We start from the raw sequence: 25,350 nt of genomic DNA on the forward strand, positions 1-25,350 counted from the left end.
AGCGTTACTTGGCCTCCCCATTGTTTCCTGTTCTCATATCCAGCCATTCTTTAATGAGCAAGTTCATATTGCGGCTTGCTTCTTCTACGATACTCTGTCCCGCCTCCAAGGAGCACTGCCGGATGCGGCCCGTATAGCCGTCCCAGCCTTGGGGGGTTCCTTCCACCAATACGTAAGGCAAAGGAGATAAAGGAGGACATGAATCTAATTCCAAGTCCGATTCCTGCACGATCACCATTTCCGGGCGAAACGCCTTCACGGCCGACATCTCATACGGACCGCCGTGCCCTCTTCCCGCCATCCCTTGGAACAGCCCCAACCGCTGCGTAAAATCGACGGTCGCCATCTGCCACCAGTTGATCAGCAGAAAGCTGGCGTCGGGGTAGCTGCCGGTCACCGCCTCGGCAACGGTCCGGGACGGGCCCATATTGGCGTCGTGGGCGTTCAGCAGCACGATATTGCGGATGCCGAACCGGCAGATCCCTTCGACCACATCAGTGAGATAGTCGATAAAAATCGAGGGCCGCACCGATATCGTTCCGGGGTAATGCTGTGTTTTGCCCGGGCAGGCCGAGTACGGTACCGTCGGATAGATCAAAGGATGCAGCGAGGCATCGATCCGTTCCGCGAAGCCGTCCGCCAAGATCGTATCGGTCCCGAGTGGGGAATGCGGACCGTGGTATTCCACCGAACCCAGAGGGACGACGGCGAATTGCGCGCGCTCCGTCACTTGACCGATTTCCCGCCCGTGAACTCCGATTACATTCATATGCTCCTTAAACCTCCGCTTCTTCATCGTATGGGGGAGGACCCCGAAGGGTCCCCGCCCACTGCTGTAAGTTTACTTGCGCGACGCAATTACTGCTTTTGACTAATCATATTCACAAACATGCGGATCGAGCCCGGAACCAAAGCCGGAATCTCGCGGTACCACACTAACGAGCTGTAAGTATATACCCCTTTGCCGTAATGCGCCGTGAGGAATGTACCGGTAAACTCCTTCTCGCCCGGGTCCCCGTTCGAAATGAGCGCCGTATACTCCTTGCCCCATTCCGACGGATTGTAGGCGGAGCGGTCTTGAATCCAGTTGTTCCAATCCTGGTCCGTAATCTTGTTCGGCGAATTGAACATCGGATGATCCGGAGCCAGCATCGTAACTTTGGAATTCTCGTCCGTTACGCGCCACTGGATGAGCGGGGAGCCGATTTTGATCGGGTACGGAGCAAGCTCCGGCGACCATTTGTCTTCCGGCTTATGATATTGGACGACGAGATTGCCGCCATTTTGAACGTAGCTCAGCAAGCGCTGGTTGCTCGGAATCAGTTCCGGACGGAACGCGTAAGCGCGAATGCCCAGCACGATCGTGTCATATTGGGAAAGATCCCCGTATTGGATATCCTTCGCTTCCAGCTTCACGACATCGACGCCCACTTGACGCAAGTATTGATCTATGTTGTCGAAGCCGCTGGAGACGTAGCCTACCTTCAATTTGTCCGGAACCTTCAGGTCGAAGGCCTGGATTTTGAGCTCGGCCGGCTGCACCATGTACGTCTTGCCGATATGCGGATACTCGATGACCTGCGCGCCCTGCGTACTTTGCACATCGCCATTTTTCGCGACAGCCGTCACGGTGAATTTACCCGGAACGACGTTCGAAGCGGCCTTGACCGTGAACGCGACGGACTTCGTTTCGCCTTTCGTCGCAAAGCTCAGCTCTTCGGCTGCCGGCTCCGCCGTCCAGCCTTCCGGCACGTTCAGCGACACCGTCGCTTTGGAAGCGCCCGGCGTATAGTTGCGCACGGTGACCTTCACCGGAATCGGCTCTTGCGATTTGAGCGTGTTCAAAATTGTTGCGCTCGGGCTGAGCGACATCGAATACGGAGGCAGCACGGCTACGGCGTTCTGCGGCGTAACCTTCAGCGTCGTTGCCGTATCGTACGCCTGATACTCAACCTTCGCGTTGAATACCGAAGGATCGTAAGGCTTGAACAGCGGTGCGTCCGCCGGAATCGTCACCTCGAAGGTGGCCGATGCCGTCTCGTTGTAGCCTAATTGCTCGAAGCTGGTCGCTCCGGCCGGCTTCGCCGTCCAACCGGCGGGCACGTTTAGGCTCAGGTTGATTTTGTTCAATTTCACGGAACCGCCGTTGAAGGCCGACACGGTGACCTTCGTCGTCTGACCGGCAACCAGCTCGCTTGTGGCCGGCTTGACCTTCGCCACGACGGACGCCGATTCCATGCTCGCTTTATTCAACTGCTCTTCTTTGACATGAAGCCGGTGGAGCAGATCCTCCTTGGTCGCCGCCTCCAGGCCGGATGCTTTGACGTCGGCCAGCGCCGTCTGGACGTCTGCTTTCATTTCATGGACTTCCTTCAACACCTTGGCAAAGCTCGGGTAAGCGGCAACGACTTCGTCCGCATCCTTTTGCAGATCGCGCAGATGCTTGACGATCTTGTTGTCTTTGCCCTTCGCGTCGATTTCTTTCGCCAAATCCTCGAAGGTGAAAGAAATCCCGTCGAAGAAGTCTTTTTCTTTGTCCGCCGATTTCACCGTGCTTTGATCCAGCTTGTAGTAATTGCTGAACAGATCGCCTTGTACGGGACCTTCGTCATACACCTTCCCCATGCCCTGGCTCTTGTGCATGAAGCGGGATTCTTCCCCGAGCTGGAGATAAGACGCCCCATAGATTTCGTTGTAATCCCCGATCGGCGCGTTCACGGTGTAGTCCTTGGAGCTGGCCGGCAGATACAGCTTCTTGATCTGCCAAGGCTGAAGCCCTTGTTTCAGATGTTCAGGGAAAATCTCCGGATTCGCGGCATCTTTGAACGCCCGAACGGTAAGGACATTGATCGTTCGGTGATGCCCGTGCGTGGAGGCTTCATTCAAAAACGAAGGAATGATTACATCCGGACGCAGCTCGCGAATTTTACGGATCAATCGTTCGTAAGCGACCGAGTCGCCCCATTTCTCCAGCGTTTCCTCTACGCTCTTGGAAAAACCGAAATCGTAGATCGGATCGTCCAACTGCTCGCCCAGCATGCCCAACGTTACATTGGTAATTTTGGACGCCTCTTGCAGCTCGCGGGTCCGAATGATGCCGAGGGCTTGCCCCAGCTCGCTCCCGATTTCGTTCTGTCCCCCTTCTCCCCGGACAGCAATAACGCTGGAGGTGTTAACCCCTCTCCCCAAGGAAAGATACGCTAAGGTCGCGCTGTGTTCATCATCCGGGTGAGCCCCTGTGTTCATCGCGCTGGCAATCGTGGTCAGCGGTTTAATCGACTTCCACAAATCGACGACGCCCCGGTCCGCATACGCGGGCTGAGCTTGAGCGGGCAGCAGCATGCCGCCCGCCAGTATGGCGCTCATGACAATGGAACAAAACTTTGAGGTCGACTTACCCTTGATCATCTAACTCCTCCTCTGATGGTGGAATGTTCCTCAGCCGGAAATGGCCATTTTCCCGCTGTATATCATAACGTGGATGATGAACTTTGAAGTCCGATGAATCATAGACGCTGCGTGAGCGGATCATTCTTCCGATCGCTCTTGTCCCCGGATTCTTTGATTATTTAACCCATGAAGTGGTGAGTATCCGGGGACAAAGGCGACCGCTTGCGCTTCTCCAGAACGATTCCGCTCCCTCCGCTTCTTATTCACCGGACTTTCAAGTGTTCCCCCACGAGATGACCGTCATTTACACGGCCGTGCTGTCGCCCGTCATTTTGCGCGAAACGAACAGCACGATGATGATCAACGTAATTTGCAGCACGCCGTATGCGCACGCCGTACCGAATTCAAACGAGTACATCCGCTGGAAAATCTCCACGGAAAGCGGCGTGCTTTTCGCGGTGAAGAGCAGAATGGAGGACACGAATTCCCCGATGCCCTGCACGAATGCAAGCAATGTGCCCGCAAGTATCCCGCTCAGCGCCATCGGAAAGACGACCCGCCTGAAGCTGTACCACCAGGAGGCGCCCAGGTTGCGCGCCGCTTCCTCGACCGAAGCGTCCATCTGCACCAGCGTCGCCGACGTGGAGCGGAACACAAGCGGCAAATGGCGGACGAAATACGCCAAAGGCAAAATCCAGAAGCTGCCGATCAGCACTTGATTGAAGCTGAATACGGTCGGCTCGCTGAAGGCGGCGATCAGGTTGACCGCGACGACCGTTCCCGGCAGCGCCCACGGCAGCATGATCAGCACGTCCAGCAGCGTTTTGCCTTTAAATTTCAAGCGGACCATCGCATACGCCGCCGCCACGCCGAAGATGATATTGCCGATCGTCGCGACAAAGCTCATCTGGAAGCTGTTCGCAATCGGCCGCCACGTTTTGCTGTCCGTAAACAGCTTCACATAGTGCTTCGCCGTATATTCCGGAGGAAGAATCTGCGTCGTCCATGTGCCGTCCGTCGAGAACGAGATCAAGACCAGCACGAGAATCGGCAGCAGCAGGATGATGACGCCGATAATTGACAGGATCATCGCGATATATTTGCCTGCGGCGCTCTTCACTTCCGTGCGGTGCACGCTGACGCCTTTGCTCATGTTCTGGTAATTGCGCAGCCCTTGGTACCAGCGCATCACGAGCAGGAAAAGGATCGACACGACGGACAGGATCGTGGACTGCGCCGCAGCCATATCCAGATTGCCGTTCGTCCGGGACAAATAAATCTGCATCGTCATCGTCCGCTCGATCCCGAAGATCAGCGGGGCCGTATAGGACGCCATCGCGATCATGAAGACGAGCAGCGAAGAAGCGACCAGCGCCGGCGTCAGCATCGGCAAAATGACGCGCCGCCATATATAGAGCCGTCCAGCGCCGAGACTCGCCGCCGCCTCTTCCAGCGACGGATCGAGACCGCGGATCGCCGAGGAGGCCGTCATATAAAAGTAGGTGTACATCGTGAACGTATGCACCACGAGCACGCCCCAAATGCCCTTCAAGGAAAACGGCACCTGATCGAGATGAAGCAGCGCTTTGAGCGCCCTTGGAATAATGCCGCTTTCGCCGTACAAGAACGTAAACGACAGCACGCCGACAAGAGGCGGCAAAGCCATCGGCACAAGCACGAGGACGGCCAAAATTTTCCGGCCGGGGAACTCGTAGCGCTCCAGCAGGAACGCCATGGCGACCCCGACGATCGCGCAGGTGATGACGCTTAAGACGGAAATATAAATGCTGGTCCAGAGCGCCTCCAGGTTGGACGTATGCTCCAGGCTAAAAAACTTGGCATAGTTTTTCAGCGACATCTGATCCTCTACCCGGATACTTTGCACGAACGTCTGAAACAACGGATACACGACATAAGCCAGAAGCACCAAAAACAGAGGTGCGACCAGGACATAGACGAAATAAGGCGAGTGCGTAAAGGAGCCCAGCTTGGATGAACTTGTTCCCGGTTTAGATCTCATAGATTCATCCCCTCGCTATCCCAAGAAATAGATGCTTTCTTTTGGAATGAACAGGGCGATCTCTTCCCCGCGTCCGCGCACCCGATGTCCTTGATTGACGAACATTGCTTTCAATTGCTGGCCTGCCACCTGCGATACATAGTTCACGCTGACTCCCGTAAATTCGGAGATGACCACGTTTCCTTTGACCACATTGTCCTGCTGCTCGCCTTGCAGCGCTTCGCGGACCGCTTCCGGACGGATGGACATCGTCACGGTCTTGCCCGCTTCCAGCTTGCAATCCGGCGATGCGTTGGCGGTCAAGCCTCTCAGGCTGAGGCCCGGAGCAAAACGTATGACCGCTTCGCCGCCCTCGACCCGTTCCACGGTTCCTTCCCACAGATTGGACTCTCCGATAAAGGAAGCGACAAACCGGTTGACCGGGCGGTTATATATTTCTTCTGGACTTCCGATCTGCTGGACGACCCCGCCCTGCATGACCATAATCCGGTCGGACATCGCCATCGCCTCGGCCTGATCGTGCGTGACGTAGATCGTCGTAATTCCCAGCTCCAGCTGAAGTCTCTTGATTTCGATTCTCGTTTCTTCTCTGAGCTTCGCATCGAGGTTCGATAACGGCTCATCCAAGAGCAAAATTTGCGGCTCGATAACCAGCGCGCGAGCCAAGGCAACCCGCTGCTGCTGGCCGCCGGACAATTGATCGATACGGCGGTTGCCGTAGCCTTCCAAATGAACCTGCTTCTGTGCGCGTTCGACGCGCTGAACGATTTCGGATTTCGAAACCTTTCTTACTTGCAGACCGAAGGCGATATTTTCAAACACCGTCATGTGCGGAAACAAAGCATAGTTTTGGAACACCATTCCCGTGTTTCTTTTGTTTGGGGGAAGGTTTGTAACATCTTGATCGCCGAATACGATACGGCCCTCGCTCGGATAGTAAAACCCAGCAATCATCCGCAGCGTCGTTGTTTTGCCGCAGCCGCTCGGCCCGAGAAAGGTGAAGAATTCCCCCGGTTGAATCCGAATATTGACATCTGTAACTCCCTTGACGTTTCCGAATTGTTTGCTTACGTGATCCAGTACGACCTCTATCAAGCAGGTTTCCTCCTTTGGTAAAATGATCAGGCGGAGGAGCTCCTCCGCCCGAATGCATTATTTGGAACCTTTCCCTTTGATGTTCTCATCCCAATGCTGCATCCATTCTTTCTCTTTTTGCGCCATAACAGCCCAATCGATATTAAGCGGTTTCAGTTCCAGCCCTTTCAGCCATGCCGGAAGCGTATCCTTGTTAATGTCCGTACGCGTTGGAATCTGGTACAGCTTCTCCGCAAGCTCGACACGCAGCTTCGAATCGAAGAGGAACTCGTAAAATTTCTTCGCCGCTTCCATGTTTTTCGCGCCTTTGACCACCCCGACGCCGTCAACCAGAATCGGCGCTCCGCTCGCAGGGTAAATGAAGTCGAACGGCTGCTTTTGCAGCTCCTTCTGGATCATAATATCCTGCAGGTTCCACAGCGACAGCGTGCCTTCCTCGCGCGCCAGCTTCAGGTACAGGTTGGTCGGATCTTGGGCGTATTCCTTCGTGTTGGCGTCAAGCTTTTTCAGCCAGTCGTACCCTTTCTTCGGATCGCCCGCGTCTTGACGGTAAATCAAGGAAGAATAAATCGTTCTCATCGTGCCGGAAGCGAGCACGCCGCGAATGATGATTTTGCCCTTGTACTTGGCATCCAGCAGGTCGTCCCAATCTTTGGGAGCGTCTTCTTTTTTCAGCGCTTTCGAGTTGTACATGATGACTTCCGGCAGCAGCATTTCGCCGTACCAGCGGTCTTTGCTGTCTTTGTACATCGCCGGGATTTTGTCGGCGAAGCTCGGCTTGACGCTTTCGAGCAGCCCTTCGTCCGCCGCCGTCATCAGCGCCGATTGCGTGCCACCCCACCAGAAGTCTGCCTGCGGGTTCGCTTTCTCCCCGCGCACGCGCTCCAGCACCTGCTGCGCCCCCATGGTAAGAACCTCAACGTCCATCCCCGGGTTTTGCTCTTTGAATTTCGGGATAATTTCTTCGACGACGTTTTTGTCTCTCGCCGTATAAATGACCAGCTTCTGCTTCTCGGACTTCGATCCCTCGGATGATTTGTCTCCCGGCTTCTGACCGCCGTCGGAAGCGCTTCCTCCGCAGGCCGTAACCGTCAGCATCGCCATGCTGAGCACGGCCCCCGTTAACCAAGTCGTTGCTTTTTTCTTTGTCATGTTTTGACCTCCTGTACTTTATACAAAATGTAAGCGTCTTCACTTGAACCAAACGGCATCGGTAGCGATAAAGCCGCTTACCGCTGCAGCTTGGAAGTGGACGGAAAAGCCTCCAGCGCGCAATGAATGGCCCCGATAAGTCCCGCCTGATCGCCGAGCGAGGCCATCTCGATTCGGGGAACGGAAGGAACCCAGTCGGTTAACCATTGTTGTATTTTATGAACCCCTTCGTCCCCGATATGCAGCATTTCTCCGCTGAGGATCAGAAGCGCCGGGTCCATCACGCTCGTTAAATTGGCGATGCCGTAGGTCCAGTGCCGGCAGATGTCGTCGAGAAGCGTCTGCGCCGCTTCGCCCCCGCTTTTCGCTTGATCGGCGATTTGCTTGACGATGCTCGATTCCTCGTCCATCGAAGGGAGGACGGCTTTGGCCTTCTCGCGAATGGCCCGTACGGAATAGTTGCGCTCGAATACGCCGTATTCTCCCTTGGTCTGGTTCCCGACCGGACCGATTACCATATAACCGATCTCCCCGCTCGCCTCTTTGGCTCCGCGGTATAATTGCCCGTCGATCATAATGCCGGCGCCAATCCCTGTTCCCGCATACATATACACGAGATTGGAATGCCCGACGCCGATGCCCTTGTGAAATTCGCCGAGCGTCATCAAGTTAACGTCGTTCTCGATGACCACAGGCAGCCCCAAGGCCGCTTCGATCTCCTTCCGCACGGGCAGCCCCATCCACCCCGTACTGGGGGCGTAGCTGACCGTACCTTCGCTTCGCTGGGTAATCCCCGGCAAGCCGAGCCCCATGCCAAGCAGCCTTGCTTTATCGAATCCGCTTTCATTCAGCAGCGCCGCAAGCCCTTGCTCGATGCTCTGAATGGCCGTCTCTCCGTTCATCGGATGCGGCAGGCACGTCGTGCGCTGAACCAGCAGCTCCCCCTTCAGATTGGCGATGGCCAGCTGCAGGGTACTGCCTTCGAATACCGCGCCGATGACGCCGTAAGCTTGAAAATTATATTCCAGAAGGATGGGCTTCCTGCCGCCCTTCGATTCTCCGAACCCGACTTCGCTGATCAAGCCTTCCACGATCATCTCGTCCACCAAGGCCGATACGCACGGACGGCTGAGCTCCGTTAATTTCGCCAAATCGGCTCTCGATACCCGGGGGTTTTCTTTCAATTGATGAAGAATGCCTTCGCGGTTAATGTGCTTCACCAGCTTGGCGTTTCCCGTTTGGCCTCTGCCAATCAATATGCTGTCCCCCCTCTCCGATTAAGTTAGTTAAAATGACTAACAAAGTTTTCTTGTCATCATTTTATTGTATTCGCTTACAAATTGTCAACTACAAATTTCTACATCTTTCTACATCTTTTCGATCTTAGGAATCCTCGGCAGAAACCGCTTTTTATCGCTTCCCGTGCGGTTTTACGGACTTTGGTACCGCCCCTCCCCTGCTAACTCGGCCATTAAGCGTTTCCAAAAAAAATTTATAAAAATTTTCGAAATTTGGTGTAGAACAACACAGAAATCCCAGACATTATCCATTATTATTAAACACATGGTAAGCGATGATTTCGAATCTGTATCTGGGCACTTGGATTCGACGGAGCTAGTAGTGCAACCGGACCACCTTTCAGTTGGAAGGTGTTTTTTGCCGTTCCAACAGAAACTGATGGAGGTGGTAAAGAGGTAATGGCAAAGAAGAAAATCAGTACGCTGCTCGTTGCTCTATTGATCATGATGCAGTGGCTGTATGCATTCGGCTTATCGCCGCAAGTCAACGCAGCCCCGATTTCCAACAGCATTATCGATAGCGTAACGATGGCAGTGTACGACAAGTCCGGGAACGTGGTGACGGATGACGTTTACGAGCCGGGCTCGAAGGTGAAATTGGACTACACTTGGTCCCTGCCTAACGGCCACGGTTACAAGAACGGAGATACGTACACGTTCAAGCTGCCGGAGCAATTCAAGCTTTACAACGATATCCCTGACCAACCGCTTGTCTCAGGCGGCGAAGCGATAGGGAAATTCAAGGTCTACAAAGACAGCCACGAGGTTGTCATGACCTTGGAGGCGATTGAGAACCTGGCGGATGTCAAAGGGACTTTGACTTTCCAGACGGCGTTCGATATGCAGGTGATCAATGGCAGTACGACGCAGATTATTAAAGTTCCGGTGAAAGGCGGCGAGCAGGTCTTTACGCTGCACTTTAAGCCGAACGTGACTTCGACCATCGGGAAAAGCGGCGTGCCAAAAGGCTACAATGCGAAAAGCATCGACTGGACGGTCGATGTGAACAAAGAGCTGGCCGCTGTGCAGAACGCGGTCGTGACCGATCCGATTCCAGCTTGGCTGGGCGCTCCGGTCACCGTCGCCGTATACGAGCTGAACGTAAGCTTGGACGGCAAGGTCGTTCAGGGTGCGCCGGTGGACGGCAGCAAGTACAGCATGAGCACGGACGGCAACGTATTGAAGCTCAGCTTTAATGAAAGTCCGATTCGGACGGCATACCGTATTCAGTACACAACGCCGGTGACCAACGAGGACCAAACTTCCTTCGTGAACAAGGCGACATTTGAAGGAAGCAACAAGCCGCCAGCCAGCGCTACGGCTACCGTTACGGTACAGCGCGGCACGGCTCTGGACAAATCGTCGACGAAGTACGATTCCAATACGCAAACGATCGACTGGGAGATTAAGTACAATTACAACGAGAAGGCGATCACCCAGGCCAACGCTTTCTTGACGGATTTGTTCAACGATACACAGGATTTGGTAGCGGGCTCCCTCCATGTCTATCAAGTGACGATCGACTCGAAGGGAAGCGAGATCCTCGGAGCGGAGCTGCCTGCAGCAAGCTACAAGGTAACCCCGGAGACTGCGGCAAAAAGCAACGGCTTTAAACTGCAGTTCCTGCAGGACATCTCGTCCGCTTACAAAATCAAATATCAAACCAAAGCCAATAACCGCGTGTTTGACGGCACGAAGATCACGAACAAGGTAACTTCCGGGAGCGGAGACAGCGATACGGCTACACGCGACATCAACCAGGTGATTATTACCAAGAGCGCCGGGGCGGTGGACTACCAAGCCAAAACGGCAGCTTGGAGCATTACGCTAAACCGGGACAGCGCGCCAATGACCAACGTGGTCGTGACGGACAGCTTCCCGAACAAGGGTATGCGTCTTATCCCGGGATCGCTGACCGTTAAGGAAGGCAACAAGCCGATGGACGCGACGGATTATACCGTGGACGCTTCCGTACCGGCGGATCAAGGCTTTAAAATTACGTTTAACCGGGCGTTGTACGGACAGGTGACGATTACTTACAGCACCGAGTTCAACATGGATTGGCTCGGCAACAACGCGACGAATTTTCTGAACCAAGCAACGGTCGCATGGGTCGACGGTAACTCCAAGGCGCAGACGAAGACGGTGTCCGCCACGTTCGATCCACGGATCGAAGTGAAAAACAATGGGTTTAAGAACGGCGTCTATGACGCTTCGCTGAAGCAGATTACATGGACGGTTGGCGTGAACTATAACGGCAAAACACTTGCCGGGGCAGTCGTTCAAGATACGCTCGAGTCCGGGCAGAAGCTGATCGACAATTCGCTGACCGTATACAACATGAACATTGCAGCCAACGGCACTCCGTCGCTGGGGACCGTTGTCGACAGCACGTATTACAATTATACGGTCGACAAAGACAACAAGTTGACCGTGACTTTCCTGAAGCCTATTTCGGCTCCATACACTATTGTCTTTAAGACAAGTCTTGAAGGAAAGCTGATTGACAATAAAGTAAACAACACGGCAACCCTCTTCGATGGAACAACGCCGGTATCGAAAAATTTGACGGCTTCCGTCAACATACCTTTCGGTGGCGAATACTTGAACAAGAGTGGTACCCAAAACGGCGATAAAATCAATTGGACGATTCTCATCAACCGCGGACAATCCACGGTAACCAATGCCAAAATCGTCGATACGCCGTCCGAGAACCAGCTTCTGCTGCCAGGTACGTTCAAATTGTTTACAACTAAAGTAGACGCTGGCGGTAAGGTCACCAAGGGAACCGAACTGGTCAAGGACGTAGATTATTCACTGGAAATCAAGACGGACGACGACGGGAAGCAGAGCTTTGAATTAAGCTTCCTGAAAAAACTGTCTACCTCAGCGATTCTGGAATATCAATCTTTAATCGTTGCGAAAGATCAGGATAAGGTCTCCAACAAAATCGCATTTACAGGCAATAACGAAACTACGGTAACCAAGGATACATCCACCAGCATCGTCGTTGGAGTCAGCAGCGGCTCCGGTACGATCGGCGGGGTCAGAGGCTCGCTTACCGTCGTGAAAGTGGACGCAGCGGACAATAAGACCCGTCTTGGCGGGGCAACCTTCGATCTTTACCGGAAATCCGGCTCGGATAAGGTGCTTGTCGGCACGCTAACAACCGATGCGAGCGGGACTGCATTATTCAAGAAATTGCTCGCCGGGGAATACTTCGTGAAGGAAACGGCGGCTCCGGACAGCTATGTGCTCGATTCCAAAGAATATCCGGTCTCGATCAATAGCGCAGACGGCTTTCAGTTAACGGTCGCCAACGCCAAGCCTGCCACACCGAAGCCTCCGGTCATCAAAGGCTCGTTGACAGTGAAAAAGGTAGATTCGGCGAAAACCGATCTGCTGCTCAGCGGCGCGACCTTCGAACTGTATGAAAAGAAAGGCGCAAGCTTGACACTGATCAGCACGAAAACGACGGATGCGAGCGGAACGGTTTCTTTCGATAAGCTCCCCGTAGGAGACTACGTGGTGAAGGAAACAGCGGCGCCGGACGGCTATGTGCTCGATTCCAAAGAGCATCCGGTTTCGATTGTGACCGCGGACAGCGTGAAGCTCACCGTCACAAACGATAAGACCACCACGCCTAAGCCGCCAATTCCGCCGGTCACCATCCAAGGCTCGTTGACGGTGAAAAAGGTAGATTCGGCGCAAAACGATCTGCTGCTCAGCGGCGCGACCTTCGAGCTGTATGAGAAGAAAGACGCAAGCTTGAACCTGATTGGCACAAAAACGACGGATGCACGCGGAACAGTCGTATTCGATAAGCTGCCTGCAGGAGACTATGTGGTGAAGGAAACGGCGGCTCCGACAGGCTATGTGCTCGATTCCAAGGAGCATCCGGTTTCGATTGTAACCACGGAAGGCTATTCGTTAACGGTAACTAACGCGAAATCGTCGTCTTCGTCTTCGTCGGATTCGGATTCGTCAGGTTCGTCGGGTTCTACATCGCCGACAACACCAACAACGCCGACGACAAATACATCGACAACGACGCCGAATAACCCGACTCCTGGGGGAGTTCAACCGGACGGCAACAAACCGAACGGGCAAGAAACGATCGATAGCAACACGCAGGTGCCGTTAGGCCCGCCAACGGTCGACCGTCCGCAGAATGGGGATAAAACAACTCCGCCGGATCAGCCAAAAATCCCGGAAAAACCGGACGGTAACGAAACGATCGACCTCGTGAATCGGGAAGTGCCGCTTGGTAACCCGCCGAGCGACAAAACCAAAAAAGAAACACTGCCGAAAACGGGAGAATCCAGCCCTGTTTACATCCAACTGGCTGGCGCTGCCTTGGTCGTTCTTGGATTTATGCTGCGTCGTAAATTTATGAAGAATACCTAAAAAAACTCATCCTAACGCGCGCCACTTCCGGCGCGCGTTAGGCGCTTGCCAGGACGAAGGAGGGAGCTCGAATGATCAAAAGAACGCTGCCGATCCTGTGTATTTTACTGGGAATTGCGATTTTTCTTTACCCTACGATCATGGATCGCTATGAGATCTACCGGCAGCAGCAAATGATGGACCAGTGGACGGAAACCTTGAAGCGTATCGATCAAGCGACCGAAACCGCGGTTCCAAAGCAGAATACGCTGAATCCCGTTCCGGTATCGGCAGTCGTCGCTCCCGATCCCGCTCCTGCGGACAGTCCTTCGAATGCCGGGTCGGAAGCCGCACCGGACCCTTTGCAGGGAAAGCCCATCGAGGGAATTTTAATCATCGACAAGATTAAACTGAAGCTGCCGATTATAACGGACGCGACCGTGAACAATCTGAAGCTTTCCGTCGCGAGCATCGCAGGCACCGGGAAGGCCGGCGCCGTGGGGAATTACGCCATTGCCGGACATCGCAACTTTGCGTACGGCAAAAATTTCAACCGGCTGGATGAGGTCGACAAAGGAGATATCGTCGAAGTCGATACGGGAAAGCAGCAGTTCCAGTATGAGGTCCAAGAGAAGCAGTACGTTCTCCCCGAGGACGTCTGGGTGTTGAAAGGTAACGGCAAAGACAAGGAAATTACGCTAATTACCTGTCATCCTATGGAGAACCCGACCCACCGTCTCATAGTGAAAGGGAAATTGATAGAGAAGCAATAATATGGTATGCTAGAAGCATAAAAAAATATTTTCGGTGCTTTCAACCGATAAAGGCAAACCTAACGAAAGTTGGGGACGCAAAGCTACAGGGCCTTCCTTAGTTTGGTAACTAAGATGGCAGCCAGTTACCGAAAGGAGAGCTTTTTTATGTTCAAAAAGCTTTTGGCGATGACATTCATCACAACTTTGCTGCTGGCAGCACCAAAAGGAACATATGCCGCAACCGAAAACTACCAAATCGACCGAACCGCTCTGGATAAAGGTCTCATCGCGGTAAATTATGCGCAAGATACCGATACGAAAACGATTGTTCGAATCTCGAAGGGCAATGATAACTACGACTATACCCTGACGAACGGGGCGCACTATCCATTGCAGCGAGGCAATGGCACATACAGCGTCCTGATCGCGCAGTTAATGAGCGATAATAAATATAAAGTCGTTTCGAAAGAAAGCATCGAGCTGAAATTGGATAACGAAAATGCGGTTTTCGTCCAATCGATTCCGCTTATTAACTGGAACAGCAATACGAAAGCCGTCGTCCAGATGAACAAGCTGACGAGCGCCGCCATGACGGATATGGAAAAAACGGCCGCCATTTATGCTTACATCACGCAAAACATCCAGTACGATTACGAGAAGGCTCAATCGGTCAAACCCGGTTATGTTCCTGATCTGGATGCCATTTACGATTCGGCGAAAGGCATTTGCTACGACTACGCGGCATTGTTCGCGGCGATGGCCAGAAGTCAAAATATCCCGACCCGCCTGATCATGGGATATGAAGTCTCGGCTCCGACAACATACCATGCGTGGAATCAAGTTTTCTTAAATGGGCAATGGGTCACGATCGACACGACGTACGACGCAGCCCGCGTGCAAAACGGCGAGAATACCCCGATGATCAAAAATGCGGCCGATTACACGATTACTCAGGTCTATTAGTTCGTTATTAAGAACAAAACTGAACGCTATTACGAACGTTAACCGTATTCGCCAGAATACGGTTTTTCTTTTTTCATTTTTGTAAACCGATATTGACAGCAGTAACCCGAGGAGGTATGATCCAAATACAAGTTTTTCTATTGGAATTAACAACATAGAGGAGGCTTTCGCCATGCATCGTTCCGTTAACAAAAAGAAAACGTTATTCCCGCTCGCAGCCGTCAGCTTATCGGCGGCTCTGCTCTACTCCGGACTGTACGGCGGTACCGCAGTTCGTGCGGAAGCGGCCACCGTTCCTGCGGTATCGTCTTCGGCGACAGTGTCGTCTCCCTCTGCGGCGGCCTATAAAGCCTTTTTGCAGAACCAGTACAAGATCGAGCTGCCGGCAGCGCCTACGAAGGGCGAATTTATTCAGGACGTGGCGAAGACGCTAAAGCTCGGCGGCTCCTCCACCGGGGGTAACCGGTTTAACGATCTGAAGCCCGAAGACCCAGCGTATGCGGCCGCTCAGGCGTTGGCCGAGAAGGGCGTTTTGTCCGGCGGAACGCTGCAGGTGGAGGCTCCCCTTACGGAAGATGCAGCCGTCTACATCGCGCTGAAAGCCGCCGATTTGAAGGAGCTTGCCTATACATACCCCGAAGCAAAAATCAAACCGGCGCTGCACAAGCTCGGCATCGACTATCCGGGCAATCCGAAGCTGTCGCTGCAAGCGGCGCAGGAGCTGGCGGCGGCCGTGGATACGGGCCTGCTCCCTGCCGCATGGCACAGCTCGTTCGGATTCGGAGACGTGGCATCCGGCGATTTTGCCGCCGACCTGCTCGGCAGCGTCCTGTCATTCAAAGGCGCTTACAAGCACACGATCGGCTCCGTGGCCGACGCGGATATTTTCGCCAAGCTGTACCAAGCTTATCAAACGCAGGATCTGATTCAGGTGAAAGAGCTGCAGGCCGTCGTGGACGAAGCGTTGAAGCAGAACTTGATCACCGGCTACAATCTCAAGGACTCCCGCTATAGCGCGAACTTCGATCCGAAGCTGTCGCTCACCTACGGGCACGACGATATTACGCACGCCGTGCAGCTGATCGGACTGCTGCGGAGCGAGGGCCTGAACGCCAAAGTTCAGCTGGAGCCGAAAACGTCGGCCTTCGTCTACCTGAAGGAATGGGGCGAGCCGAAGCAAACGGACAGCTACAAAGTCGTGCAGATCGAGAACGGCAACTACATCGCCTATGCGAAGGAATATGACATTGCCTTCGAATTCGATACGGCGGAGCAAAAAGCGAAGTTTCAGGACGTTGTTTCCCAATACGCCAAAAAGAATAGCGAGGACGCCAAAGGCCTGATCGCCAGCTCTTGGTGGCAGCCGCTCTACTATTCGCTCACCCCGATCGACGTGTACAAGGAAATCTCGAACAATAAGCTGACCGAAGGCCATTATTATGCGCAGACGTTCTCCTTGCCGGATAAAACCGCAGAGATCGCATCCGGCCTGCAAAAGATTCGTCCCGACGCCAAAGTGGAGTCTTACCGCTTCTGGGTCGATGAGCCGTTCTACAACTATTTGCTCGGCGGCTATAAATAAATCAGTGTTAATCGCGCTTTACAAGGAAGAGGCATGGAGGGCCTTCGCAGCCCCGCCATGCCCCTTTTTATTACGCATTACCTGTTTCCGGCTGTCTGCGGCTTCGCGCCGTCTTCGTGCGGCAGTCCCTCTTCCCGCCAGCGGATATACCCGCCGCTCAAGTTGATCACCTCTTTGATCCCGCCGGCTTGCAGCACGCTTGCGGCAATGGCTGAACGCGCGCCCGAACGGCACTGCAGCAAGACCGGCTTATCCCGCGGAATTTCGCTCAAGCGGCCGGGCAAAGTGCCCAGCATGAGATGCTGCGCCCCGGGAATGCGTCCCTCCTGCCATTCGCTTAAGCTTCGCACATCCACCAGATGCACATCCCCTGCTTCCACCTTCCCGGCTATCGCGGACGGGGTCGCTTCGGCATACGACTCCAGGTGCAAGGAACCGTCCGCGTGAAGCTTGCCCGCATCCATATAGCCGGCCACGTTGTCGATGCCGATGGACCGGAGCGCGGTCAAAATGTCCGGCCATTGATCCGGCTTCGCCAATACCGCCAGCGGACGCTCATAATCCACCAGCCAGCCGGCCCAGTTCGGGAACGATTTGTTATACGGAATATTGATCGTCCCTTCCAAATGTCCTTTGGCGAACTCCTGGGCAGGACGGGTATCCATCACCGCAGCACCCGCCTCACGCAAGGCGGTTAACGCTTCCAGCGACGCCAATTCCGCCGCCGCCGGAAGGCGGATCAGCAGCTCCGGCCCCTCTCGGTTCACCTGCTTCATCACGGCAAAATAGCGCGGCGGCTCGGGCTGGCCGTCAAGCAGCGCCTGAACGAACGCCTCTTCGTCCGTATAGGACAGCGCCGGGTTAAACCGCTTCTCGTAGCCGACGGTCGAGGACGGTACCGCTCCGAGCGACTTGCCGCACGCGCTGCCTGCTCCGTGTGCCGGCCACACCTGCAGGTAATCCGGCAGCCGCTTGAATTGCTGGAGCGAGCGGAACATCGCCCGGGCTCCGGCCTCGGACGTGCCGCGAAGTCCGGCCGCTTTTTCCAGCAGGTCCGGCCTACCGACATCCCCTACAAAGACGAAGTCCCCTGTGAAAATGCCCATCGGTTCGTCGGCGCCCCCGCCGAGATCCGTTAGCAGCAACGAGATACTTTCCGGGGTATGGCCCGGCGTATGCAAAACCTCGAACGACAGGTTGCCAACCGTAAACCGGTCTCCGTGCTTTACAAGCTGGCACTCCGCCTCTTCCGCGTACCGGTAACGCCAATCGTCGCCGCCCTCGTCCGACAGATACAGCTTTGCGCCATGCGCGACGCCAAGCTCACGCGCACCCGAGACGAAGTCCGCGTGAATATGGGTTTCCGTAGCGGCAACAATGCGTAGCCCTTCCGCTTCAGCGGTCCGCAAGTAAGGTGCCGGATGGCGGCCGGGATCGATCACGATCGCTTCGCCCGTCCTTTGGCAGCCGACCAGATAAGAGGCGTGAGCCAGTTTTTCGTCGTAAAAATACCGCAGCAGCATAGTTCTTCCCCCTTTAAAATTTGCTTATTGGGATTTGCCTCGTTACATCCGTCCTTTTAGCATGCCGTTCCAGTACATAACGGGCAGCACGTTTTTCTTCAGCAAGTACATGCTGAGCCGTTCCTTCGATTGATCGAACGGGAACGTTTCCTGCGGAGTCAGCTTATAATCGAACTCGGCCAGCACCAGCCGGTTGTACCCGGTAACCAGCGGGCAGGACGTGTAGCCGTCATAGCTCGCGGTCAGCGGCCCGCCTTGCAGGAACGCCAGCACGTTTCGTTCGACGACCGGAGCCTGCTTGCGGATGGCGGCGCCGGTTTTGGACGTCGGCAAATTCGAGCAATCCCCCAGACCGAACACATTCGGGTACGCCTTATGCTGCAAAGTGGAGGGATCGACGTCGACCCAGCCTCCCTTGTCGGCAAGCGGACTTTCGCGGATAAACGCCGGCGCTTGCATTGGCGGCGTAACGTGAATCATGTCGTAGGAGAGGACTTCCTGCTCTTTCGTCCCCAGATGCTCGAACACCGCTTGCTTGGCCCCCGGACGCAGCTCGATCAGATGGGTCCGGTACTTCGTCTCGATCTTTTTCCGCCGGATGACTTGCTCCAGCGTGCGCGCGTATTTGGGAACGTCGAAAATGACGTCCTTGGCCGAGGCAAAAATCACGTTCGACCGGTCGCGCACCCCCGATTTCCGGAAATAGTCGTCCGCCAAATACATGATTTTTTGTGGCGCCCCGCCGCATTTGACCGGCGTATTCGGATGCGTGAAGATCGCGGTCCCGCCTTGAAAATTCCGGATCGCGTCCCACGTGCTGTCTACCGTCTCGTACGCATAGTTGCTGCATACGCCGTCAAGGCCCAGCGCTTCCTTCAAGCCTTTGATCCGTCCCCAGTCGATTTCCAGCCCTGCCGCCACCACAAGGCAATCGTAGCTGACGACCCTTCCCGGCTGCGTCAGGAGCCGGTTGTCCTCCGGGGCAAACGACGCGACCGCCTCTTGAATCCAGTCGACGCCCTCGGGGATGAGCGAGGCCATGTCCCGCTCCGTCTCCTCCTTCTTCGCCGCGCCTGCGCCGACTAAGGTCCACAAAGGCTGATAATAATGCTTCGCCGCCGGATCGATCAGCGCGATTCGTCCCCGGAGCGCCCGGGAAGCCCGGGCTAGACGCGCCGCCACAGAAATCCCGGCGGTTCCGCCCCCTGCGATCACAACGGAATAATGCTCTGGAGCTGTCATAATCATCCTCCCGCTTACGTGTTAGGGTTGCCCCCGAATACTGACTGCTGTTCTTGCGGTGCGATTTCCGTCAACGCCAGTGTACTGCCGTGCCGCTCCTTGCGCCATAGGGGAACTCCCCTATGGCCGCCGTTCAAAGCGCCAGCTCCAGATAGTTGTTTTTGATCGCATATTGGATTAATTCGTGCTTCGTATCCAGCTCCAGCTTTTGCATGATGTTCGTTTTGTGGTTTTCCACCGTTTTGACGCTGATGGACAATTGTTCGGCTATTTCTTTGTTGGCGTAACCCAGCACGGTCAGGCGGACGATCTGCTTCTGGCGGGCCGTCAGAGGAGACGGCTGCCGCTCCTCATCAGCATTAATCCACTGCCTGATGACATCGTCCGAAACGGAGGTTTTATAAAAGCGTTTGCCCTGAACAACTTCGACAATCGCCTGATGCAGCAGTTCACCATGACTGTTCTTCAAAATGTACCCGTCAGCCTCCACCTGAACGGACTGCCGGACGAAAATTTCTTCGTCATGCATGGTCAGCATGACCGTCTTGACGGAAGGATGCCGCCTGCGGATTTCCCGGCAAGCGGCGAAGCCATCCAGCCCGCTGGGCATCGACAAGTCCATCACGACGACATCCGGTAGCAGCCGGTCGGTCATGTCGACGGCTTCATAGCCGTCTTGGCTTTCGCCGACGATTTCCAGCTCAGGGTAGCCTTCCAGCAGCATGCGAAGTCCCTTCCGGACCATCGTGTGGTCGTCGACCAACAGTACGCGTATCATGCTCTTCCGCCTCCTTGTACGGTACTCTCACTTGAATGACAGTTCCTTCGCCGGGGAAGGACCGGATGTGCAGCCGCCCTTCCATTTGGCCGGCCCGCTCTTCCATATGCTTGAGTCCGAGTCCTTCCTCCACCCGGTCGCGGATAAATCCGATGCCGTTATCCTGTACGGTTAAGACGAGATCGGCCCCTTCGCGGTACAGAATCACTTCCATGAGTGCGGCTTGCGAATACTTCAAAGCATTGTGCAGCGCCTCTTGAATAATCCGGTACAGATGGATTTCCAGAGCCGGCTTCAGCCGGTGGCTGACTTGGCTGTAGCTGAACGTCAGCTGCCGGTCGGGATGCGCTTTATTCAAGGTGGAGACGAGATGGTTCACCGTCGGAATGAGGCCGAGCCGGTCCAGACTGTGGGGACGAAGCTGGAGCGAATAAAGCTTGACGTCCCGGATGACCTTTTCCAGTTCGTCCACGATCTCCTGCATATAATTCCCCCATGCCTCCTCCTGGTGCTTCGTCCGGGAGCGGATCGCCTGAAGGCCCACCGACACGGAATATAGCGATTGCCCCACGCCGTCGTGCAGCTCCTGAGCGAGCCGTTTGCGCTCGTTTTCCTGGGCTTCCAGCGTCTTTTGCAGCACCATTTTGGATAGTCTCGCTTCTTCCTCCTTCCGCTTGGCGGTCAAGTCCTTCAGAACCAGCAGCACTTCCTGCCGTTTCTGCGCCGCATTCTCGTAAATGACGGCCGTGCTCATTTCCATTTCCACCAGACCGCCTTCATACGTCGGCATCGAGGACAGAAAGTACGGAACCTCCCGTTTGGCCAGCAAATAGCAGCGCTCTTCCCCCGGCTCAAGCGCTCTGGTTTGACAGTAGGAGCAGTACGGCACGTGCCCGCCTTCGCTCCAGCCGGTAATTCGTTCGGCCGACGGATTCATCATCAGAATTCTTCGCTCTTGATCCATCACAATGATCCCGTCCTGCAAATGTGTGTAAATTTGCTTTAAATAATCGTTTTGATCCATAAGAGCAACCTCGCAAAATATGGAAATAATATTATTTATTTTCCTTTTTTATGTGCGATGCGTCAAATTGGCGGCAAAAAAAAAAGCAGCAAGCCTTTCCAAGAACGTTCTCTTGAGAAAGGTTTGCTGCATAAGTCAAGCGGTACATTTTTGGGTAAATATCCGGTCATTCCGGCAAAGCGAGCTTGCCCATAACGGCAGGACGCGAAGCGCCGGTCGCAGACGGCAGTTGGTTCGGGATACCGTGCAGGAAATTGTTCGCGAACAAGGCGAACGCGATCGCTTCCTTGGCATCGCCGGAGATGCCGAACGCATCCGACGTGAGCACCCGCTGCTCCAGCAGCAGCCCGGCAAGCGTGCGCAGCAGCGTCCGGTTGTGCGCCCCGCCGCCAGACACGATCACTTCGTCCGCCCGGCAGGCGGGGAAGACGAAGTCGCGGTAGCCTGCGGCAATGGAGCGCGCGGTGAAGGCCGTGAATGTGGCGACGATGTCCGCGTCTGCGAGCCCCAGACGCCGTGCTTCACCGATCCATTCTGCGGCGTACGGCTTGCCGAACATTTCGCGGCCCGTCGTCTTCACGGGCTTCAGCGCGAAGTACGGATGGCTCAGCATCCGTTCTACGAGCGAGTTGTCCGCCCGCCCTTGCGCCGCCCAAGCGCCTCCGTCGTCATAGCTCTTCGACCCGCCGGACAACTGATACACGGCTTCATCGATCAGCATGTTGCCCGGTCCCGTATCGAAGGCGATGACATCCTCCGGCAGACCGCCCGCCGGGATGGCGGTGCAGTTGCCGATGCCGCCGATATTTTGCGCGATGCGGCCCTTGTCCGCCTGCCGGAACAGGATGAAATCGGCGTACGGTACGAGTGGCGCGCCTTGCCCGCCAACCGCCATATCGGCGGTCCGGTAGTCGCCGACGACCGGCTTGCCGGTAAGCTTGGCGATCACCGACAGATCGCCGATTTGCAGCGTCGAGCGGACCTGATGCCACTCGCTCGGGTCGGCTTCGGGAATGTGCCACACCGTCTGGCCGTGCGAGCTGACGAGGTCGATCTCGTCCATCGGCAGCCCCGCTTCCGCAGCGGCCAGCCGCACCGCCTCCGCGAAGATGCGGCCGAGGTAAAAGTTCATGCCGCACACCATCGCCACGTTCGACCGGTCCAGGCTGCACAGCTCCTTCAGCTTCTCGCGCAGCGTGTCGTCGTAAGGAACCGCGGTATAATGAACGAGCTCGACCTTCGTATCGAGTCCCTGCCCTTCGATGCGGACGATCGCGGCATCGACGCCATCGAGCGACGTGCCGGACATCAGCCCGACGACCAGTCGCTGCGGCTTGCGGAAGTAGGACGCTAGCATGATCCGTCCGCCCCCCATCCGACCGGGTAAGCTTCGCTGATCGTAACCGGCAGCCTGCCCCTCATCGGAGTCGCGCCTGTTAGCCCCTTGGCCGCGCTCTCCAGCGCAAGCGACCTCGATTCGTACACGGCCACATAGGCCGATACGGCTGGAAATTCGCGCAGATCGTACGGATTGCGCAGCGCAACCACTACCGGACGATTGCCCAGCGATTGCAACGCTTCGATCAACCGGACCTGCCCGGGATAAAAGGATGCGTTGTACGTGCCCACGACGACCTGCCCGAACGGCTCGGCCTGCGTCAACAGCGCTTGTAGCGCCTCGTCGTCCGGAGATACAGGAATGATCCGCTCGATAACGTCCAGCCCTTGCGCGGCCAGCGCTTTTCCGAGCGTATGCGGCATATCGACGGCTTCGTCGGCAATCGAGGTCGCGACCGCCGACGTATGGATCACCAGCGTCGGAACGCGCCGCAGCGGCAGCAGCCGCTCCTCGTCTTTGACCAGCGTCACGCTGGCCTCGCTGATCCGCTGGGCCGTCTGCCGGTGCGCCTCGCAGCCGACGAGGCGGAGCGCCGCTTCATGCGGCTCCGTCCCGGCGGCCAGCCGCTTCCGCTTCAGCGCAAGCAGCCTGCGAACCGACGCGTCGATCCGCTCCTCACTGATCCGCCCGGAGCGGACCGCCTCCAGCAGCGCGTCGAGGGCGCCTTCCTGCAGCTCGCGGCTGTGGCTGATCAAGACGATGTCCGCGCCCGCTTCCACGGCCATGACTGCCGCTTCAACCGTGCCGTAGTGAGCGACAATCGCCTGCATCTCCATGCAATCCGTCACGATGACGCCGTCGAAGCCAAGCTCCTCTCGCAGCAGTCCCGTCAGCACGCGGCGGGATAAGGTCGCGGGCAGCCGCTCCGGCTCGAACGCCGCAAACACGATGTGCGACGACATGACCGCATCGACGCCTGCGGCAACGGCACGCCGGAACGGCACCAGTTCGACCGCTTCGATGCGCTCGCGCGAATGCGGGATCGTCGGCAGGTCGAGATGTGAATCCGTCGCGGTGTCGCCATGTCCCGGAAAATGCTTCGCCGTCGCCGACACGCCCGCGTCCTGAAAGCCACGGATCGAAGCCGCTCCGTACTCCGCAACGGCCTTCGGGGATTCACCGAAGGAGCGCACCCCGATCACCGGATTGGCCGGATTATTGTTGATATCCAGATCCGGCGCGAAATTCATGTTGACGCCAAGCGCATGCAGCTCGCGCCCGGCAACGAGTGCCGCTTCGTACGCCGCTTCCACCGAGCCCCCGGCGGCAATCGCCATCGCTCCCGGCATCAGTGCGACGCCTTCCGTTATACGCGCCACCATGCCGCCTTCCTGATCGATGGAAATCCACAGCGGAGCCGTCCCCGCCCGCTGCGCCGCCTCCTGCAGCTTCCCGGTCAAAGCCGCGACCTGCGCCGTGCTCTGCACATTGCGCGCGAACAAAATAACGCCGCCGATCCGCCGCCGTTCGATCAGGTCCAAAATATGCTCGTCCGGCTCCAAACTGTGGAAGCCTGCCTGGATAAGCTGTCCGACCTTTTCCTCCAACGTCATGCCTGCAAGCTCCATCACGCTTCCCCTCCGTACAACAAATAAGGCCGCCTCGCGTCGTTCCATGCCTTCGCCTGCGCGTCCCATAACGATAAAATCCGGTTCAGCCCCGTCTCCGTATGAATCGAAGTCCGGACCAGATCGCTGCCGGACAAATAGTCGATAAAAGGCTTCCGCCCTTCCTTAAACGGCGGCGTCCATTGGAACTGCGCCGGGTAGAGCACCGCAACCGTATGCAGCAGATGCAGCGCCGTCGCGACGGAACGGTATGCCGCCGGATCGGTCACGAATAACTGCACGCCGCTGCACAGCTCGCCCTGATACTTCGAGAACGTCGGCGTAAAATGAACCGGCTGCGCGTGCACGCCCGACAGTCCCAGACGGTTCACCGCTTCGCCGACCGCGCGTCCGTCCATCCAGGGCGCGCCGAGCAGCTCGAACGGCCGCGTCGTCCCCCGTCCTTCGGACACGTTCGTGCCTTCGAACAGGCAGTTTCCCGCATATACCCGCACCGTGTCCATCGTCGGTATATTGGGCGAAGGCATGATCCATGGCAGCCCCGTCGCGGGATACTCCATGTCCCGCCTCCAGCCGAGCAGCGGCACGACCTGCAAGCTGCACCGCACAGGCATGTGGCTGTTCACGTACTCTGCAAACTCGCCGATGGTCAGCCCCGTGCGGAACGGCACCACCCACGCGCCGACCATCGATTCGTAACCCGCCTCCAGCATCCCGCCCTCGCTGACGATCCCGCCGAGCGGATTCGGCCGGTCGAGCACGATTAGCCGTTTTCCGTAGGCCGCGCACGCTTCCATCATGTACACCAGCGTGCTTAAATAGGTGTAAAAGCGCACGCCCAAATCCTGAATGTCGAAAACGACGGCGTCCACACCGGCCATCATTTCTTCCGTGGGCCGTTTATGGTCCCCATATAAACTAAAGACGGGAATCCCCGTCTTGTCGTCCTTCTCGTCGCCAAAGCGTACCCCCGCCTGCCGCTCGCCGCGAATGCCGTGCTCGCAAGCGAACAGCGCCGTCAAAGCCGCCGACTTGAACCCGGCGCACCGGTCGATCACGGATTCGAACCGCCGGTTGATGCCCGTCGGGTTCGTCAGCAGCCCGAAACGCAATCCATGAAGCTCAGATTCCAGCAGCGAAAGACGATCTGCTCCGGTCTGTACCATCCTCTCCAT

Annotated in this window: 17 protein-coding genes and 2 riboswitches; of the genes, 4 read left to right on the forward strand and 13 right to left on the reverse strand. The window is 56.1% G+C overall.

All coding sequences use genetic code 11. The features are described 5' to 3' along the window. Window positions 1-4: 4 nt before the first annotated feature. From PEL01S_RS12375 to PEL01S_RS12400, 6 genes are all read right to left on the reverse strand, one after another. A complete protein-coding gene (locus tag PEL01S_RS12375) occupies window positions 5-769 on the reverse strand; it encodes a creatininase family protein (RefSeq protein ID WP_127460512.1) in 765 nt (254 codons plus the stop codon). Between the two features lie 89 nt (window positions 770-858). Next, window positions 859-3,366 (reverse strand): NEW3 domain-containing protein, encoded by a 2,508-nt coding sequence (locus tag PEL01S_RS12380; RefSeq protein WP_371860698.1) that lies wholly within the window; start codon window positions 3,364-3,366, stop codon window positions 859-861. A gap of 328 nt (window positions 3,367-3,694) precedes the next feature. After that, entirely contained in the window at window positions 3,695-5,410 is a 1,716-nt protein-coding gene (locus PEL01S_RS12385) for an ABC transporter permease (RefSeq protein WP_010498458.1), read from the reverse strand. 15 nt (window positions 5,411-5,425) lie between these two features. After that, entirely contained in the window at window positions 5,426-6,505 is a 1,080-nt protein-coding gene (locus PEL01S_RS12390) for an ABC transporter ATP-binding protein (protein WP_127460514.1), read from the reverse strand. 57 nt (window positions 6,506-6,562) lie between these two features. Continuing rightward, window positions 6,563-7,657 (reverse strand): extracellular solute-binding protein, encoded by a 1,095-nt coding sequence (locus PEL01S_RS12395; protein ID WP_127460515.1) that lies wholly within the window; start codon window positions 7,655-7,657, stop codon window positions 6,563-6,565. Window positions 7,658-7,734: 77 nt separating this feature from the next. After that, a complete protein-coding gene (locus PEL01S_RS12400) occupies window positions 7,735-8,913 on the reverse strand; it encodes an ROK family transcriptional regulator (RefSeq protein ID WP_127460516.1) in 1,179 nt (392 codons plus the stop codon). Window positions 8,914-9,214: 301 nt separating this feature from the next. Further along, window positions 9,215-9,298, forward strand: a riboswitch (cyclic di-GMP riboswitch). Between the two features lie 56 nt (window positions 9,299-9,354). On the opposite strand from PEL01S_RS12400, the gene PEL01S_RS12405 reads away from it, so the two are divergent. From PEL01S_RS12405 to PEL01S_RS12420, 4 genes are all read left to right on the forward strand, one after another. After that, window positions 9,355-13,362 (forward strand): collagen binding domain-containing protein, encoded by a 4,008-nt coding sequence (locus tag PEL01S_RS12405; protein ID WP_127460517.1) that lies wholly within the window; start codon window positions 9,355-9,357, stop codon window positions 13,360-13,362. A 71-nt stretch (window positions 13,363-13,433) separates the two neighbouring features. After that, complete coding sequence (locus tag PEL01S_RS12410) at window positions 13,434-14,114, forward strand: class D sortase (RefSeq protein ID WP_127460518.1); 681 nt, start codon at window positions 13,434-13,436, stop codon at window positions 14,112-14,114. Between the two features lie 42 nt (window positions 14,115-14,156). Next, a riboswitch (cyclic di-GMP riboswitch) is annotated at window positions 14,157-14,247 on the forward strand. A gap of 14 nt (window positions 14,248-14,261) precedes the next feature. Beyond that, on the forward strand, window positions 14,262-15,059 hold the full coding sequence (locus PEL01S_RS12415) for a transglutaminase-like domain-containing protein (RefSeq protein ID WP_063186238.1): 798 nt from the start codon (window positions 14,262-14,264) through the stop codon (window positions 15,057-15,059). A 172-nt stretch (window positions 15,060-15,231) separates the two neighbouring features. Further along, the gene (locus tag PEL01S_RS12420; RefSeq protein WP_063186236.1) at window positions 15,232-16,641 is read left to right on the forward strand and encodes a hypothetical protein; all 1,410 of its coding nucleotides are present in this window, start codon (window positions 15,232-15,234) and stop codon (window positions 16,639-16,641) included. 77 nt (window positions 16,642-16,718) lie between these two features. On the opposite strand, the gene PEL01S_RS12425 is transcribed toward PEL01S_RS12420, so the two are convergent. The 7 genes from PEL01S_RS12425 to PEL01S_RS12455 all read right to left on the reverse strand — a co-directional run bounded on the left by PEL01S_RS12425 (window position 16,719) and on the right by PEL01S_RS12455 (window position 25,350). Then, window positions 16,719-18,164 (reverse strand): MBL fold metallo-hydrolase, encoded by a 1,446-nt coding sequence (locus PEL01S_RS12425; RefSeq protein ID WP_063186234.1) that lies wholly within the window; start codon window positions 18,162-18,164, stop codon window positions 16,719-16,721. A gap of 42 nt (window positions 18,165-18,206) precedes the next feature. Then, window positions 18,207-19,406: an NAD(P)/FAD-dependent oxidoreductase gene (locus PEL01S_RS12430; RefSeq protein WP_127460519.1), complete on the reverse strand. Its 1,200-nt coding sequence runs from the start codon at window positions 19,404-19,406 to the stop codon at window positions 18,207-18,209. A gap of 133 nt (window positions 19,407-19,539) precedes the next feature. Beyond that, complete coding sequence (locus PEL01S_RS12435; protein ID WP_127460520.1) at window positions 19,540-20,184, reverse strand: response regulator; 645 nt, start codon at window positions 20,182-20,184, stop codon at window positions 19,540-19,542. Further along, the gene (locus tag PEL01S_RS12440) at window positions 20,108-21,208 is read right to left on the reverse strand and encodes a PAS domain-containing sensor histidine kinase (RefSeq protein WP_127460521.1); all 1,101 of its coding nucleotides are present in this window, start codon (window positions 21,206-21,208) and stop codon (window positions 20,108-20,110) included. Before PEL01S_RS12440 ends, PEL01S_RS12435 begins: the two co-directional genes overlap by 77 nt. Before the next feature lie 166 nt (window positions 21,209-21,374). Beyond that, a complete protein-coding gene (locus PEL01S_RS12445; RefSeq protein WP_127460522.1) occupies window positions 21,375-22,565 on the reverse strand; it encodes an anhydro-N-acetylmuramic acid kinase in 1,191 nt (396 codons plus the stop codon). After that, the gene (gene nagZ / locus PEL01S_RS12450) at window positions 22,559-24,175 is read right to left on the reverse strand and encodes a beta-N-acetylhexosaminidase (protein ID WP_127460544.1); all 1,617 of its coding nucleotides are present in this window, start codon (window positions 24,173-24,175) and stop codon (window positions 22,559-22,561) included. The genes PEL01S_RS12445 and nagZ overlap by 7 nt, the downstream gene beginning before the upstream one ends. Then, the gene (locus tag PEL01S_RS12455) at window positions 24,175-25,350 is read right to left on the reverse strand and encodes an exo-beta-N-acetylmuramidase NamZ family protein (RefSeq protein WP_127460523.1); all 1,176 of its coding nucleotides are present in this window, start codon (window positions 25,348-25,350) and stop codon (window positions 24,175-24,177) included. The genes nagZ and PEL01S_RS12455 overlap by 1 nt, the downstream gene beginning before the upstream one ends.

Source organism: Paenibacillus elgii NBRC 100335, assembly GCF_004000865.1.
Classification (GTDB): domain Bacteria; phylum Bacillota; class Bacilli; order Paenibacillales; family NBRC-103111; genus Paenibacillus_G; species Paenibacillus_G elgii.

Excerpts from the sequence above, each read along its gene's own strand:
- nagZ (WP_127460544.1), bottom strand. The coding sequence starts at position 24,175 with ATGGAGCTTGCAGGCATGACGTTGGAGGAAAAGGTCGGACAGCTTATC.
- PEL01S_RS12435 (WP_127460520.1), bottom strand. The coding sequence starts at position 20,184 with ATGATACGCGTACTGTTGGTCGACGACCACACGATGGTCCGGAAGGGA.
- PEL01S_RS12425 (WP_063186234.1), bottom strand. The coding sequence starts at position 18,164 with ATGCTGCTGCGGTATTTTTACGACGAAAAACTGGCTCACGCCTCTTAT.
- PEL01S_RS12395 (WP_127460515.1), bottom strand. The coding sequence starts at position 7,657 with ATGACAAAGAAAAAAGCAACGACTTGGTTAACGGGGGCCGTGCTCAGC.
- PEL01S_RS12385 (WP_010498458.1), bottom strand. The coding sequence starts at position 5,410 with ATGAGATCTAAACCGGGAACAAGTTCATCCAAGCTGGGCTCCTTTACG.
- PEL01S_RS12405 (WP_127460517.1), top strand. The coding sequence starts at position 9,355 with ATGGCAAAGAAGAAAATCAGTACGCTGCTCGTTGCTCTATTGATCATG.
- PEL01S_RS12410 (WP_127460518.1), top strand. The coding sequence starts at position 13,434 with ATGATCAAAAGAACGCTGCCGATCCTGTGTATTTTACTGGGAATTGCG.
- PEL01S_RS12455 (WP_127460523.1), bottom strand. The coding sequence starts at position 25,350 with ATGGAGAGGATGGTACAGACCGGAGCAGATCGTCTTTCGCTGCTGGAA.
- PEL01S_RS12445 (WP_127460522.1), bottom strand. The coding sequence starts at position 22,565 with ATGCTAGCGTCCTACTTCCGCAAGCCGCAGCGACTGGTCGTCGGGCTG.
- PEL01S_RS12420 (WP_063186236.1), top strand. The coding sequence starts at position 15,232 with ATGCATCGTTCCGTTAACAAAAAGAAAACGTTATTCCCGCTCGCAGCC.
- PEL01S_RS12440 (WP_127460521.1), bottom strand. The coding sequence starts at position 21,208 with ATGGATCAAAACGATTATTTAAAGCAAATTTACACACATTTGCAGGAC.
- PEL01S_RS12430 (WP_127460519.1), bottom strand. The coding sequence starts at position 19,406 with ATGACAGCTCCAGAGCATTATTCCGTTGTGATCGCAGGGGGCGGAACC.
- PEL01S_RS12380 (WP_371860698.1), bottom strand. The coding sequence starts at position 3,366 with ATGAGCGCCATACTGGCGGGCGGCATGCTGCTGCCCGCTCAAGCTCAG.
- PEL01S_RS12415 (WP_063186238.1), top strand. The coding sequence starts at position 14,262 with ATGTTCAAAAAGCTTTTGGCGATGACATTCATCACAACTTTGCTGCTG.
- PEL01S_RS12375 (WP_127460512.1), bottom strand. The coding sequence starts at position 769 with ATGAATGTAATCGGAGTTCACGGGCGGGAAATCGGTCAAGTGACGGAG.